Raw genomic sequence first — 12,645 nt, 5'->3', positions numbered from 1 at the left:
ACAGGTACCGAAAATGGTGCAATGCGCTCCGCTTATTGCACCCTACGTTGATACCGCTTATGTATTGTCGCGTGGTATTTCATATTCTGGCGTGGCGGTATCTCCCCATGATAAGGGATACCTGCCCTGCTGAACCCAGCGATGGAAGGTGGAATAGGGCCAATCTTTCGGGGCTGTTACCAATCCATGTTTGACGGGATTGATATGTATGTAATCGAGGTGATGATTGAAATCTTCCTGATCGCGGATCAAATGCTCCCAATAACGCCGCTGCCAAATACCCCGCTCACCACGATTCCAGCGTGATTCAGAACGCCCCTCTGTGTTGGGGATGGTTCTTGAAAACTTGCCCTTTATTTGGCGCCAGCGCAGGGGAAAATTTGTATCCCCTTGCGGCAATTCCAACAAGGCGTGTAAATGCTCGGGCAAGACCACCCAGCCGTGGATCCGGAATGGATGGCTCTCTTGCACCTCCCTGACAACCTTCCTCAACAGATCAATCCGTTCGACCAGTAGATGGTTGTTCTGACGTTCAGCCAGCACGACCGTAAAAAACCAGGTTCCCCCCGGTTGCCATGCCCGTTTGTAATTCGCCATGCCTTGCCCAATCCACAATCAACCATGTTGTTAAATGTGGTTCAAACGAAGCAAAACATGGGGTGCAATGAACAACGTGAATTGCACCGTTAGCCGTAGCAAGGCCCTTCATTAGCGGTGCAATGCGCTCCGCTTATTGCACCCTACGATTCTCCATACATCCCGAGGTTATGGCGGGCACGGTATTGGTCCCCCCTCCAATCCGCCGAGGGGAAGGGGCAAGGTCAGGAGCGCCATCAGGGATGATGGCGCAGACGCAGTCGGCACAGGGGCCAGATCGGGAAAGGGCGAGCGCAGCTCGACCCGATTTGGCGCGAGAACAGGATGTTCGAAGCGGGCTTTGGCCGAAGCCATGGATGGCGAAGGCCAAAGGCCCGTCGGCGCATGCCGTCGGACAAGCGGGTGAGCCGAAGGCACCCGACGTAAGTCGGGCGAATAAGCGGGGGAGAAGACCTTTGGTGCATTTTTTGAAGAGAGCGGGTCTTTCCAAAGTCACTCGCCCCGGCCCGAAGGGCGGGCGAAACCCCTTCGAGGCCAGCGGCCTCGCGTCCTGCACGGCAAAGCCGTGCCATCAGGCTAACCGCAGCAGCGGAGTTCGGCCCAACTCCCCAAACATCACGGAACGGACGATTACGCCTACCGGCTAATCGACCCTACATCAGACTTGCCACAGGCACGAAGTCTGGCCGAACTCACCGGGGGCCACCGGTAAAGGGGGGCCTGGCCGCCCCTATCGGCCCAGGAAGGGTTCCCAGTCCTTAAACACCGGCTGCAACCCTGCCTGGCGCACGGCGGCGGCCACCTCCCCTAAGGATCTGTCGTCGTGGATGGCGAACTGCTCCAGCTCTTCTTTATCCCCTTCTGCATAACCCCCCGGCTGGGTGCGGGATTCCGCCGACATCTGGGTGATGCCAAGGCGCAGGGCGCCGTTGCGAAACGCAGGCGACTCCCGGGTGGAGAGGGACAGATCCAGGGTCGGCGAAAGCAGCCGCCAGGCGCAGATCAGCTGCACCAGCTGGCGATCCGTCATGGTCACCTCGGGCTGCAAACCGCCGGTGCAGGGCCGCAGCCGCGGGAACGACAAGGAATAGCGGCTCTGCCAGTGGTGGCGCTCCAGCCAGCTCAGGTGCTCGGCCACGAAATAGCTGTCGGCGCGCCAGTCCGGCGAGAGGCCGATCAGCGCGCCCAGGCCAATCTTGTCGATGCCAGCGCGCCCCAGCCGGTCAGGGGTGGCGAGACGCCACTCGATGTCCTGCTTGTTGCCGCGCAGGTGGTGGCGGGCGTAGGCCGGGGCGTGATAGGTCTCCTGATAGACCATGACGGCATCCAGCCCTAAGGTTTTCAGTTCGGCGTACTCGGCCTGCGACAGGGGCTGCACCTCCATCGCCAGGGTGCTGAAGTGGCGGCGGATCCGCGGCAGGTGCTCACGAAAGTAGTCCATGCCCACCTTGCTCTCGTGCTCGCCGGTCACCAGCAGCACGCTGTCGAAGCCGCGCGCCTTGAGGGCCAGGCACTCGCGCTCAATTTCCTCTGCATTCAACGTCTTGCGCTTCAAGCGGTTGCTCATGGAGAAGCCACAGTAGGAGCAGTCGTTGGCGCAGAGGTTCGACAGATAGAGTGGCACGTAGAAGCCGACTGTGTTGCCGAAACGCTGGCGGGTGAGCCGCTCGGCCAGCTCCGCCATCCGGGGCAGGAAGGGCTCGGCGGCCGGGGAGATCAGCGCCATAAAGTCATCCAGGCCGCGCCGTGGGTTGGCCAGCGCCCGCTCCACGTCCCGCGCCGTCTTGGCGCGGATACTCATGCCCACATGGTCCCAGTCCAGCTCGCGCCAGCGGTCGAGAAAGGAGGGTTCTGCTTCATGCGCCCTCACCCCCGACGCCCTCACCCCCAGCCCCTCTCCCAGAGGGAGAGGGGGGCACAGTGCGGCAGAATCGGGGGACGCGTCGAAAGAGGGCATTGCCATTGGCTCTCGCCCTAAGCCAGCATCATGATTCATAACGCCCCCAGGAAATCAGTCAGGGGGCTGGAGGCCTGGGCCTGGCTGCCGCGCGACCCGAGGCCCGCCTCATAGGCACAGCGACCGGCCTCGCAGGCCAGCGCGAAGGCGCGGCCCATGGCGACCGGATCCCGGCTCACCGCGATGGCCGTGTTGACTAGCACGGCATCGGCGCCCAGCTCGAAGGCCGCTGCCGCGTGGCTCGGCGCCCCGATCCCCGCATCCACCACCACGGGCACCCGGGCCTGCTCGACGATGATGGAGAGGAATTCCCGGGTCACCAGCCCCTGATTGGAGCCGATGGGGGCGCCGAGTGGCATGACGGCGGCGCAGCCCACCTCTTCGAGCCGCTTGCAGAGCACGGGATCGGCGCCGCAATAGGGCAGCACCACGAAGCCCTCTTTCACCAGCTGCTCCGCAGCCTTGAGGGTCTCTATGGGGTCGGGCAGCAGGTATTTGGGGTCTGGGTGGATCTCCAGCTTGAGCCAGTTCGTCCCCAGCGCCTCCCGGGCCAGGTGGGCGGCAAACACAGCTTCGGCGGCTGTCTTGGCACCGGAGGTGTTGGGCAGCAGCTTGACCCCGAGGGCCAGCAGCGGAGTGAGGATGTCGTCATGGCGCTTGCCGGGCTCGAGGCGCTTGATGGCCATGGTCACCAGCTGGGAGCCGCTCGCCGCGATGGCTGCGACCATCAAATCCGGGTGGGCAAACTTGCCGGTGCCGGTAAAGAGGCGCGATGAGAAGGTGTGATTGGCAATGGTCAGCATCTCAGCCTCCGGCGATGGCAGTGAAAAGGTGGATCTCGTCCCCGTCCTTGAGGCGGGTCTCTGGCCAGCGGCTGCGGGGCAGCACGGCGCCGTTGAGGGCCACCGCCACCCCCTGGGGGGCAATCTCCTGCACCGCCAGCAGCTCGGTCAGGCGCTGGCCGGTGGGCAGCGTCAGCTCGATATCGTTCAATCGAATATTCATTGGTCATCCTTATGGCTGCCACACACCGGGCAGGCTGGATCGGCGGGCAGGCGCAGGGTCTGCCACTCATGGGCCAGGGCATCGAAGCGGCGCAGGGTGCCCGCCACCGGGCTGGGGCGCCCGAGCAGCAGTTTGAGCGCCTCCAGGGCCTGCAGGGAACCCATCACTCCCACTAGCGGGCCGGTGACGCCGCTGCTCTGGCAGCTCTCCCTGATTTCGGTGTCCGCCGGGTAGAGACAGGCGTAGCAGGCATGTTCGGGGGCGCTGCGCACCATCAGTTGCCCTTGCCAGCCGACGGCGGCGGCGGAGATCCAGGGTTTCCCCTGGGCCACGCAGGCGGCGTTGATGGCATGGCGGCTGGCCAGGTTGTCGCAGCAGTCGATCACCAGATCCACCTCGGCCACGAAGGCTGGCAGGCTATGGGCGTCGAGACGCTGGTTGATGGCAATCAGTTCCACATGGGGGTTGTGAGCCGCCAACCGCTCCCGGGCCAGCTCCGCCTTGGAGCGGCGCAGCCCCTCCCCGTCGAACAGGATCTGGCGCGGCAGGTTGCTGGAATCCACCACGTCGCCGTCGGCCAGCCACAGGGTGCCGACCCCGGCCCCGGCGAGATAGAGGGCGAGCGGCGAGCCGAGGCCACCCAGACCGACGATCAGCACCGACTTGGCTTTCAGCCTCACCTGCCCGGCTTCCCCTATCTCGGCCAGCATCAGCTGGCGGCCATAGCGCAGATACTCTTCGTCACGAAGAGACGCCTCGTCAGAGCGCATGTGCCACCTCCTGCACCGCTATGGCGGAGCGCGCCGGATCCCCGGCCCCCACGGCGGCCAGCAATCGGGCCGTGGCCCCCTGCCAGTCGTCGCTCCCTGTGATGGCGGAGACCAGGGCGATGCTGCCCACCCCGCTCTCCTTGACCGCCGCTATGCGCTCCTCGCTAATGCCGCCGATGGCGACCGTGGGCCAGTCCTGCATCAGGGCGCGGTAGTGGTGCAGCCGCACCAGCCCCTGGGGGCGGGAGGGCATCTGCTTGGTGTTGGTGGGGAAGATATGACCCAGGGCTATGTAGGAGGGCGCCAGCTCCCGGGCTCGCATCAGCTCGAAGTAGCCGTGGGTGGAGATGCCGAGGCGCAGGCCGGCGGCCTGGATGGCGGCGAGATCCGCGGATCCCATGTCCTCCTGCCCCAGATGCACCCCATAGGCACCGGTGGCGATGGCCTGCTGCCAGTAATCGTTGATAAAGAGCCGCGCACCGAAGCGGCGACCCAGGGCCACCGCCTCGGCGATGGCTGGTGCTACCTCATCGGCGGACAGATCCTTGATGCGCAGTTGCAGTGTCTTGACACCGGCTTCCAGCAACCGCGCCAGCCACGGCACCGAATCCACCACGGGGTAGAGGCCGAGGCTATGTTCGGTCTCGGCGAAGGGGCCCTGGGGCAGACGGGCCGCGCAGTCAGGACAGAGACCGAAACGACGGTCGAGGCTTGATCCCGCCAGCACGGCCCGGGGGAAGTGGGCGAGACTGACCGGCCAGCCGAGGTGGGCGATGGGGCCGGGGCCGACCCCCACCCCCTGCGCCCCTGCCAGCCCCTGCTGCAGATAAGCGCGGGCCAGGGTGATGGCGTCTTCCACCGGGTAATCCAGTGCCACCACGGCGGCGATAGCGCTGGCGTAAGCGCAGCCGGTGCCATGGCCGTGGCGGGTGGCAAGACGAGGAGCCGCGAGCCAGAACTCCCGCTCTGCATCCTGGTAGTAATCGAGGCAGTGATCCCCGCTCCACTCAAGGTGCCCCCCCTTGACCAGCACCGCCTTGGCGCCGAGTTCCCGCAGCCGCGCAGCCCCCGCCCGCACCAGGGCGGGGCTGGTCGCCGGAATGCCGGTCAATGCTTCCAGCTCGGGGCCGTTGGGGGTGATGAGCGACAGACGGGGCAGCAGCTGTTCGCGCACCGCCACCAGCATGTTGGGCTCCGCCATGGGGGTGCCTGTGCTGGCGATGGCGACCGGGTCATAGATCACGAAGGGGGCGTTTATCGTATCGAGCCGCCGGGCCAGCACCTCCACATGGAGCCGGGTCGGCAGCAGGCCTATCTTGATGGCGGCCGGGGGCAAGTCGACGCCGAGGGCGTCGATCTGGGCGGTGAAGCTCTGCATCAGCACCGGATCCACCATCTTCACCGCCACCGAGTTCTGGGCGGTGATGGCGGAGATGACGGTGCAGCCGTGCACCCCGAGCGACTGCATAGTGTGCAGATCGGCCTGGATGCCGGCGCCGCCCCCGGAATCCGAACCGGCTATGGTCCAGACGATGGGTTTGGCTGCCGGTTGTGGCGCCATTGGCTTCATGCCTCTTCCTTGAGGTTGGCGGCTTGATGGTAAATTTCGCCCCCCTTCTCCTTGAACGTTTCCGCCATCTTGGCCATGCCGCTCTCCACCTCGGCCTGCACCCGCTGCTGCTGGCCATCCATGCCCACCAGCTTCACCTCTATGGTCTCCAGCTTGGCGGCATCGAGCTTGGCGGCGTAGTCACGTACGTCCTGGGTGATCTTCATGGAGCAGAACTTGGGGCCGCACATGGAGCAGAAGTGCGCCACCTTGCCGGACTCCTGGGGCAGGGTCTCGTCGTGGTAGGCACGGGCTGTCTCGGGATCCAGCGCCAGGTTGAACTGATCCTCCCAGCGGAACTCGAAGCGCGCCTTGGACATGGCGTTGTCGCGGATCTGGGCGCCGGGGTGACCCTTGGCGAGATCGGCGGCGTGGGCGGCGATCTTGTAGGTGATGAGGCCCTGTTTGACGTCCTCCTTGTTTGGCAGCCCCAGATGCTCCTTGGGGGTGACGTAGCAGAGCATGGCGCAGCCGTACCAGCCGATCATGGCGGCACCTATGCCGGAGGTGAAGTGATCGTAGCCGGGGGCGATGTCGGTGGTGAGCGGGCCCAGGGTATAGAAGGGCGCCTCGTGGCAGTGCTCCAGCTGCTCGGTCATGTTGCGCTCGATCATGTGCATGGGCACGTGACCCGGCCCCTCGATCATCACCTGAACATCGTACTCCCAGGCAATTTTGGTCAGCTCCCCCAGGGTGCGCAGCTCGGCGAACTGGGCCTCGTCGTTGGCATCATAGATGGATCCCGGACGCAGGCCGTCGCCTAAGGAGAGCGCCACGTCATAGGCGGCGCAGATCTCGCAGATCTCGCGGAAATGCTCATAGAGGAAGCTCTCCTTGTGGTGGGAGAGGCACCATTTGGCCATGATGCTGCCGCCACGGGAGACGATGCCGGTGAGGCGCTTGGCGGTCATGGGCACGTAGCGCAGCAGGACACCGGCGTGGATGGTGAAGTAGTCCACCCCCTGCTCGGCTTGTTCGAGCAGGGTATCGCGGAACAGCTCCCAGGTCAGATCCTCGGCGATGCCGTTGGTCTTCTCCAGGGCCTGATAGATGGGCACAGTGCCGATGGGGACTGGGCTGTTGCGCAGTATCCACTCGCGGGTCTCGTGGATGTAGCGGCCGGTGGAGAGATCCATGACGGTGTCGGCGCCCCAGCGGGTGGACCAGACCAGCTTCTCCACCTCCTCCTCGATGCTGGAGGTGACCGCCGAGTTGCCGATGTTGGCGTTGATCTTCACCAGGAAGTTGCGGCCGATGATCATCGGCTCGGCCTCCGGGTGATTGATGTTGCTTGGGATAATGGCGCGGCCGGCGGCCACCTCGGCGCGCACGAATTCCGGGGTGATGTTTTCCGGCAGGCGGGCGCCGAAGCCCTGGCCGGGATGCTGGGTCAGCAGCAGCTCGGAGCGCACCCGCTCACGGCCCATGTTCTCGCGAATGGCGATGAACTCCATCTCCGGGGTGATCATGCCCTGACGGGCATAGTGCAGCTGGCTGACCCACTTGCCAGCCTTGGCGCGGCGCGCCTTGGGCAAGTTATCGAAGCGCAGGTGATCCAGTCCCTCGTCGGCGAGGCGCTCCTGGGTGAAGTGGGAGCTCAGCCCCTCCAGGGATTCGGTGTCGCCCCGCTCCAGGATCCACTGTTCACGCAGACGCGGCAGGCCGCGGCGCACGTCGATCTCGGCCAGCTCGTCACCATAGGCACCCGAGGTGTCATAGACCGGCACGGATTCATTGGCTTCGAACTTGGGGTGCTCCTCGCTGCCACCGATGAAGGTATCGGCCAGGGCGATCTCCCGCAGCCCCACCCGGATGTCTGGGCGCGAGCCCTGGATGAAGATGCGTCTGGAGTTGGGGTGGGCCATGCCCTTCAAGTTATCGATAAAGCGCTGGGCGCTGGCGCGTTGCTGACGACGGCTGGCGACGGCTGGCTTGATCTGTTCAGATACGGCGTTTTCTGAAACGGACTCTGCTTCTGGTGCGGACTGGATGGGGGTAGACATAGCAAAACTCACATTAACTGGTTGAAGTTATGGGTGTTTGCTTGTCTGGAGTTCGAGGAGAAGTGATGAACCAGCGGATAAAGTTTGCTCTCAAGAGGGAGCGAGCCCGGGAGCTGTGCCTCCCGGCTCTGCTGTCTGGATCCCCCCTGTTCGGGCGGGCCGTGCGGCGCCGCGATGGACAGGCTGGACGGGACAGACTCCCTCTCGTGCGCCCTGACTCATCGCGGATTGACCCTTCGATGAGCGGGAGAGGCTTGTCCCTCTCCCCGCGCGGCAACCCACTGGTTACCCTTGTTTCCCTTCGCAGGTTCTAGCCTGATCAGGTTCCACGGATCCCGAATTAACGGTCTCAGCTTCGCGTCGTTCGACGGTCGGCACTCCGACAAGATGGCGCCAGTATAGGTGGGGAAATGGAAAGCACAAGCCTTTAACAACTCCGATCTCTGGCGAGCGGGGTCTACTCCTCCGGATTGGGGATCAATATCTCGAGCAGCCGCCCGTCGGCATCCCGACTCAACACCAGACGGCGACCCTGTTGCAGATCCCCGGGCCCGCCGTTGCGCCAACGGGTCTGAGGCAATATCTCGACAGTACCCAACGCCTGCAGGGTCAGGCGATGACCGGCCACGGCCAGCAGGTTGGCCTCTGCCCGCTGCCAATGACCCTGCTCGTTGGCGTGCCATGAGGATCTGGGGCGGATCTGCAAGGCGATGCCATCCCGGCTCAGGATAGCCAGACGAGCACCTGGTCTAAGCCGTTCCAAAGCCATCTCTCCCATATCCGCACTGCCCAGTTCCAGCTCGGCCCCTTGAAACTGCAGAGTGATCCCATCTTGTCGTTCCAGCTCGACCAGCCAGAGTTCATCGGCGCAGGCGGTCTGATACACGAGAGGGAGTGATAGCAGCAAGCCCATGACTGGGCGGATGATGGGCAGGAGCGTGGAAAAAAGAGAGGGCATGGCCACCTCGATGACGGAGCAGGGTCTGCTAACTATGGTTCCTGGCGCCGGATCCTGCCGTTGAGGATGGATGACTTGGCACGGCCACCCCTCTGGCCTCAGTCATCTTCGCGACACTGGCTCAGACGCTGGCCATCGAAGCGACACTCCAGCTCCAGCCAACGCCCTTCAAACGGAGTCAGACTGCCATCCGAGGTGATGTAGCCCCAGATCCGCCCTTGTGCGACCGGCCCTTCCAGCTCCATCTCGTCGGTCTCCTCCAGGGCTTCCACCTCGCGGATCAACCTCTGCTCCCCCTGTACCACCCCCTCCAAGTCAACCCAGGTCCCCCCCAGATCATCCTCGCTCAGCCCATCCTTGAAACGGGCCTGCCCATCGAGCACGAAGGGGATGCCATTGACCATCAACTGGCCCAGTTGCCAGGTGGTACGACCGGTCAGCTTGAACTCGGCCGACTGTGCAGTGCCAAGTGGCAACAAGATCAGCAGCAGGAGAGCGCAGAGAGACTTCTTCATCGGGGATCCTCGGGGTTACACTGCCATACAGGATGTCTTATCCGGTGTGAAATGGCCGTGAAATATCGGTCAAGATCAGGAGATCAACCCATGAAAATATTGGTGGTGGAAGACAATCCCCAGGTGGCAGAAACCATCATGGATTATCTGGCGCTGGCGGGGCACAGCATGGACTGTGTCTATCACGGCCAGGCCGCCCTGCAACTGCTGGCCGAGCAACGCTTCGACGTCATCATCATGGATGTGATGATGCCGCGCCTCGATGGGCTGAGCACGGTCGAGCGGCTGCGGGCCGATGGCAACGCCACCCCGGTATTGTTCCTCACCGCCCGTGACAGCCTGGATGACAAGCTGGCCGGCTTTCGAGCGGGCGGCGATGACTATCTGGTCAAGCCGTTTGCCATGGAGGAGCTGGAAGTTCGGCTTCAGGCGCTGGCGCTGCGGGGTGCCCGAGTCGATGTGGGACAGCTCAGCTTCGGCGACCTCAAGGTGGATCCCGCCAACGGCCTCGCCACCCGGGCCGGCGTGACGCTGAGACTCGGCAAGATCCCGTTCCAGATCCTCACCCACCTGGTGCGTCGCGCGCCTGCGCTGGTGAGCCGCCAGGAGCTGATCGACAACGTCTGGGGGGATGAGGAGCCCGATTCCGATGCCCTGCGCAGCCACATCTACGCCCTGCGCAACGCCCTCGACAAGCCCTTCCCCAGCCCCATGCTGGAAACCCTGCACGGTCAGGGTTACCGCTTGGTCACCCCATGAATCACGCAGACCCGCGCCCTGTCAGCCCGTGGCCAGGGGTCATGACCCCATTCAGCAAGGTGACAAGATGAGCCTGCCCAGTTTACGCCGCCGCCTGATCCTGAGCCTGAGCGCGGCGGGTCTGTTGCTGCTGACCCTCATCAGCCTGCTGATGGTGGTGGCCGAAGACAAGATGGAAGAGCTGAGCCTGCAGCACTGGCTGGAAGCCGAAGTCACCCGCTACAACGATGACTGGTTGCGACTCGGGCTGGCGGCCCCGGCCCCCAGCCCGCGCCAATTCTCCAGCTACTGGACCGAGCGGGGTCGCCTGCCAGCCTGGCTCAAACCCTATCAGAGCCCGGGCTTCTTCGAACACCAGCTCGGCAAGGAGGACAAACACTTCCTGGTGCGGCCCCACCCATCCGGCCAGGGCTTGCTCTATCTGGTGTTCAATGACGATGCCGATGACTATCTGGATCCTTATGAAGACAAGTTGCATCTGACCACCCGCCTGATCGGGCTGGCCCTGCTGCTGGGTTGTATCGGCTTTGGCATCTGGCTGGTGCGCCTGATCTCCGGGCCCCTTGAGCGATTGCAGCAGAGGGTCGCCCACCTTACCCCGGGCAGCGAGGATTTCATCCCCGACGCCCCCTGGCAGGAGCTGCGGGACATAGAGCAGGCACTGCTGGCTGGCAAGCAGGAGGTGGCCGCCGTGTTCGCCCGGGAGCAGGAGTTCAGCCGCTTCGCCAGCCACGAGCTGCGTACCCCCAACATGGTGATCCAGGGCTCGGCCGCCCTGCTCGGCAAGGTAACAGACTTGCCCGCCCCCGCCGCCCGGGCCACCAGCCGCATTCGCGCCGCCAGCGAGGAGATGGCGCTACTGACCGACACTTTCCTGCTGCTGGGTCGCAAGGAGACGGTGGAGCGCTCAGCTCAGCGCGTCGCGCCGCTGATCCAGCGGGAGCTGGCCCGCCTCGCCCCCCTGCTGCAACGCGAGCCCCTGGATATCCGCCTCGACCTCGATGCCCAAAGCGAAGTGCAGGCCCCCCTCTCCCTGCTCGCCATTGCCCTTGGCAACCTGCTCAAGAATGCCCTGAGCTATGCCGAGGGCCACATCGAGATAGTGCTCAAGGGGGATCATCTCACCATCAGCAACCCCACGGCAGCGGCGCCGGATCAGATCCTCGGCTACGGCTGCGGCCTCACCATCATAACGCGCATCTGCGATAAGCTCGGCTGGCAGATAACAACCCGCCTGGAACAGGGGCTGTTTTGCGCCAGCCTGCGGATGAGCGACACCCGGCCGGTTAGCCCGCGCGAGATGCCACCGCCTTCACCATGAGAAGAGGCGCCCCAGGGCGCCTCTTCTGCACATGACGTCAAGGGCAGGTACTCAGGAGAGCGCCAGGCCGACGGAGAGCAACAGACTGTAGAGAAACGCGCTGATGGCGGTCTTCTTGAGGGCGCCGGTCAACACCTCACCGTCATAGCTCTGGCGCAGGGTGCGCGCGGCATCGGTGAGCGGCTTGAGGGCGGGCAGGAAGATCCAGGGCCAGGGGCTGGCAGGCTGAATCAGCAGAAAAGCCATGGTGGCGAGCAATGCCGCCCCCAGCAGGCTCCAGTGGTAGGCGATGGCACGGTTGCGACCGAGCCGCACCGCCAGGGTGATCTTGCCGCTGGCGGCGTCCGTCTCGATGTCGCGCACGTTGTTGATGTTGAGCACGGCGGTGGCCAGCAGGCCGCAGGCGGTGGCGGGCAGCAGCAGATCCCACTGCAGGCTCTGGGTGAACAGATAGTAGGAGCCGAGCACACCGAGCAGGCCGAAGAAGAGGAACACCGAAATATCGCCGAAGCCGCGATAGCCATAAGGGGTCTTGCCGACCGTGTAGGTGATGGCCGCGATGATGGCGGCCCCCCCCAGACCGACGAAAGCGAGGATCTGCAGCCACTGCTCACCGAAGACAGTGATCAACAGGGCGAGGCCGCTCACCACGGCGGCCAAAGCGGTCAGCCCCATGGCCAGACACATCTGCTGCCTGGTGATAAGTCCGGAGACCACGGCGCGCTGGGGGCCGATCCGCTCGCCATTGTCCGCCCCTGAGACAGCATCGCCATAGTCATTGGCCAGATTGGAGAGGATCTGCAGCAAAATGGCGGTCAGCAGGGAGAGCACCATGATGCCAAGATCGAAGGCGCCACGACTGGCGGCCAGGCCCGACCCCAGCAAGATGGAAGAGCAGGCCAGGGGCAGGGTTCGCAAACGCGCCGCCAACAACCACACAGAGAAGGTATTTGTCATATTTTGATGGCCAAACAATCAGATATTGATCGTGTTAAGGGTTATCGAAACGGATTTGGGTATACTTGCCAGCCTGGGAGCCGGGCTCCCTCGGGCAATGTACATGGATGAATGGGCAGATAATATATAGGAATAATCGCCCTTTTGGCATCAACCAGCGGCCGACACCCGCCCATTAGACCGCTACCCCAAGG

12 protein-coding genes and 1 riboswitch are annotated in these 12,645 nt (G+C 64.0%); of the genes, 2 read left to right on the top strand and 10 right to left on the bottom strand.

Going from position 1 to position 12,645, the window contains the following annotated elements; genetic code table 11:
• Window positions 1-57 precede the first annotated feature (57 nt).
• From M2366_RS16970 to M2366_RS16930, 9 genes are all read right to left on the bottom strand, one after another.
• Window positions 58-597, bottom strand: a complete 540-nt coding sequence (locus tag M2366_RS16970; protein WP_259270227.1) for an REP-associated tyrosine transposase — start codon at window positions 595-597, stop codon at window positions 58-60.
• Window positions 598-1,327: 730 nt separating this feature from the next.
• Entirely contained in the window at window positions 1,328-2,554 is a 1,227-nt protein-coding gene (gene thiH / locus M2366_RS16965) for a 2-iminoacetate synthase ThiH (RefSeq protein WP_259270249.1), read from the bottom strand.
• Between the two features lie 35 nt (window positions 2,555-2,589).
• Complete coding sequence (locus M2366_RS16960) at window positions 2,590-3,357, bottom strand: thiazole synthase (RefSeq protein WP_259270226.1); 768 nt, start codon at window positions 3,355-3,357, stop codon at window positions 2,590-2,592.
• Window position 3,358: 1 nt separating this feature from the next.
• Window positions 3,359-3,559 carry a sulfur carrier protein ThiS gene (gene thiS / locus M2366_RS16955; RefSeq protein WP_224431855.1) on the bottom strand — a complete coding sequence of 67 codons (201 nt, stop codon included), beginning with the start codon at window positions 3,557-3,559 and terminating at the stop codon, window positions 3,359-3,361.
• Window positions 3,556-4,329: a HesA/MoeB/ThiF family protein gene (locus tag M2366_RS16950; RefSeq protein ID WP_259270225.1), complete on the bottom strand. Its 774-nt coding sequence runs from the start codon at window positions 4,327-4,329 to the stop codon at window positions 3,556-3,558. The genes thiS and M2366_RS16950 overlap by 4 nt, the downstream gene beginning before the upstream one ends.
• Window positions 4,319-5,899 (bottom strand): thiamine phosphate synthase, encoded by a 1,581-nt coding sequence (gene thiE, locus M2366_RS16945; RefSeq protein ID WP_259270224.1) that lies wholly within the window; start codon window positions 5,897-5,899, stop codon window positions 4,319-4,321. The genes M2366_RS16950 and thiE overlap by 11 nt, the downstream gene beginning before the upstream one ends.
• Entirely contained in the window at window positions 5,896-7,941 is a 2,046-nt protein-coding gene (gene thiC / locus M2366_RS16940; protein WP_310508879.1) for a phosphomethylpyrimidine synthase ThiC, read from the bottom strand. The genes thiE and thiC overlap by 4 nt, the downstream gene beginning before the upstream one ends.
• Before the next feature lie 278 nt (window positions 7,942-8,219).
• Window positions 8,220-8,333, bottom strand: a riboswitch (TPP riboswitch).
• 65 nt (window positions 8,334-8,398) lie between these two features.
• Window positions 8,399-8,899, bottom strand: a complete 501-nt coding sequence (locus tag M2366_RS16935) for a hypothetical protein (protein WP_232301911.1) — start codon at window positions 8,897-8,899, stop codon at window positions 8,399-8,401.
• 98 nt (window positions 8,900-8,997) lie between these two features.
• Entirely contained in the window at window positions 8,998-9,414 is a 417-nt protein-coding gene (locus M2366_RS16930; protein WP_042039967.1) for a hypothetical protein, read from the bottom strand.
• 90 nt (window positions 9,415-9,504) lie between these two features.
• On the opposite strand from M2366_RS16930, the gene M2366_RS16925 reads away from it, so the two are divergent.
• Both M2366_RS16925 and M2366_RS16920 read left to right on the top strand, forming a co-directional pair.
• Entirely contained in the window at window positions 9,505-10,173 is a 669-nt protein-coding gene (locus M2366_RS16925) for a response regulator transcription factor (RefSeq protein WP_042039968.1), read from the top strand.
• A gap of 67 nt (window positions 10,174-10,240) precedes the next feature.
• Window positions 10,241-11,494 (top strand): HAMP domain-containing sensor histidine kinase, encoded by a 1,254-nt coding sequence (locus M2366_RS16920; protein WP_259270223.1) that lies wholly within the window; start codon window positions 10,241-10,243, stop codon window positions 11,492-11,494.
• Window positions 11,495-11,545: 51 nt separating this feature from the next.
• Here M2366_RS16920 and M2366_RS16915 read toward each other — a convergent pair whose 3' ends face one another.
• Window positions 11,546-12,451 (bottom strand): 1,4-dihydroxy-2-naphthoate polyprenyltransferase, encoded by a 906-nt coding sequence (locus M2366_RS16915; RefSeq protein WP_259270222.1) that lies wholly within the window; start codon window positions 12,449-12,451, stop codon window positions 11,546-11,548.
• Window positions 12,452-12,645 lie beyond the last annotated feature (194 nt).

The organism is Aeromonas sp. BIGb0405 (assembly GCF_024807335.1).
In the GTDB taxonomy this organism is placed as follows: Bacteria; Pseudomonadota; Gammaproteobacteria; order Enterobacterales; family Aeromonadaceae; genus Aeromonas; species Aeromonas rivuli.
The sequence above is the reverse complement of the archived record's forward strand: the minus strand, read 5'-3'. Positions and strand labels throughout refer to the sequence as shown.

Coding starts and splice junctions, on each gene's coding strand:
- M2366_RS16970 (WP_259270227.1), bottom strand. CDS start 597: ATGGCGAATTACAAACGGGCATGGCAACCGGGGGGAACCTGGTTTTTT.
- thiH (WP_259270249.1), bottom strand. CDS start 2,554: ATGCCCTCTTTCGACGCGTCCCCCGATTCTGCCGCACTGTGCCCCCCT.
- M2366_RS16960 (WP_259270226.1), bottom strand. CDS start 3,357: ATGCTGACCATTGCCAATCACACCTTCTCATCGCGCCTCTTTACCGGC.
- thiS (WP_224431855.1), bottom strand. CDS start 3,559: ATGAATATTCGATTGAACGATATCGAGCTGACGCTGCCCACCGGCCAG.
- M2366_RS16950 (WP_259270225.1), bottom strand. CDS start 4,329: ATGCGCTCTGACGAGGCGTCTCTTCGTGACGAAGAGTATCTGCGCTAT.
- thiE (WP_259270224.1), bottom strand. CDS start 5,899: ATGAAGCCAATGGCGCCACAACCGGCAGCCAAACCCATCGTCTGGACC.
- thiC (WP_310508879.1), bottom strand. CDS start 7,941: ATGTCTACCCCCATCCAGTCCGCACCAGAAGCAGAGTCCGTTTCAGAA.
- M2366_RS16935 (WP_232301911.1), bottom strand. CDS start 8,899: ATGCCCTCTCTTTTTTCCACGCTCCTGCCCATCATCCGCCCAGTCATG.
- M2366_RS16930 (WP_042039967.1), bottom strand. CDS start 9,414: ATGAAGAAGTCTCTCTGCGCTCTCCTGCTGCTGATCTTGTTGCCACTT.
- M2366_RS16925 (WP_042039968.1), top strand. CDS start 9,505: ATGAAAATATTGGTGGTGGAAGACAATCCCCAGGTGGCAGAAACCATC.
- M2366_RS16920 (WP_259270223.1), top strand. CDS start 10,241: ATGAGCCTGCCCAGTTTACGCCGCCGCCTGATCCTGAGCCTGAGCGCG.
- M2366_RS16915 (WP_259270222.1), bottom strand. CDS start 12,451: ATGACAAATACCTTCTCTGTGTGGTTGTTGGCGGCGCGTTTGCGAACC.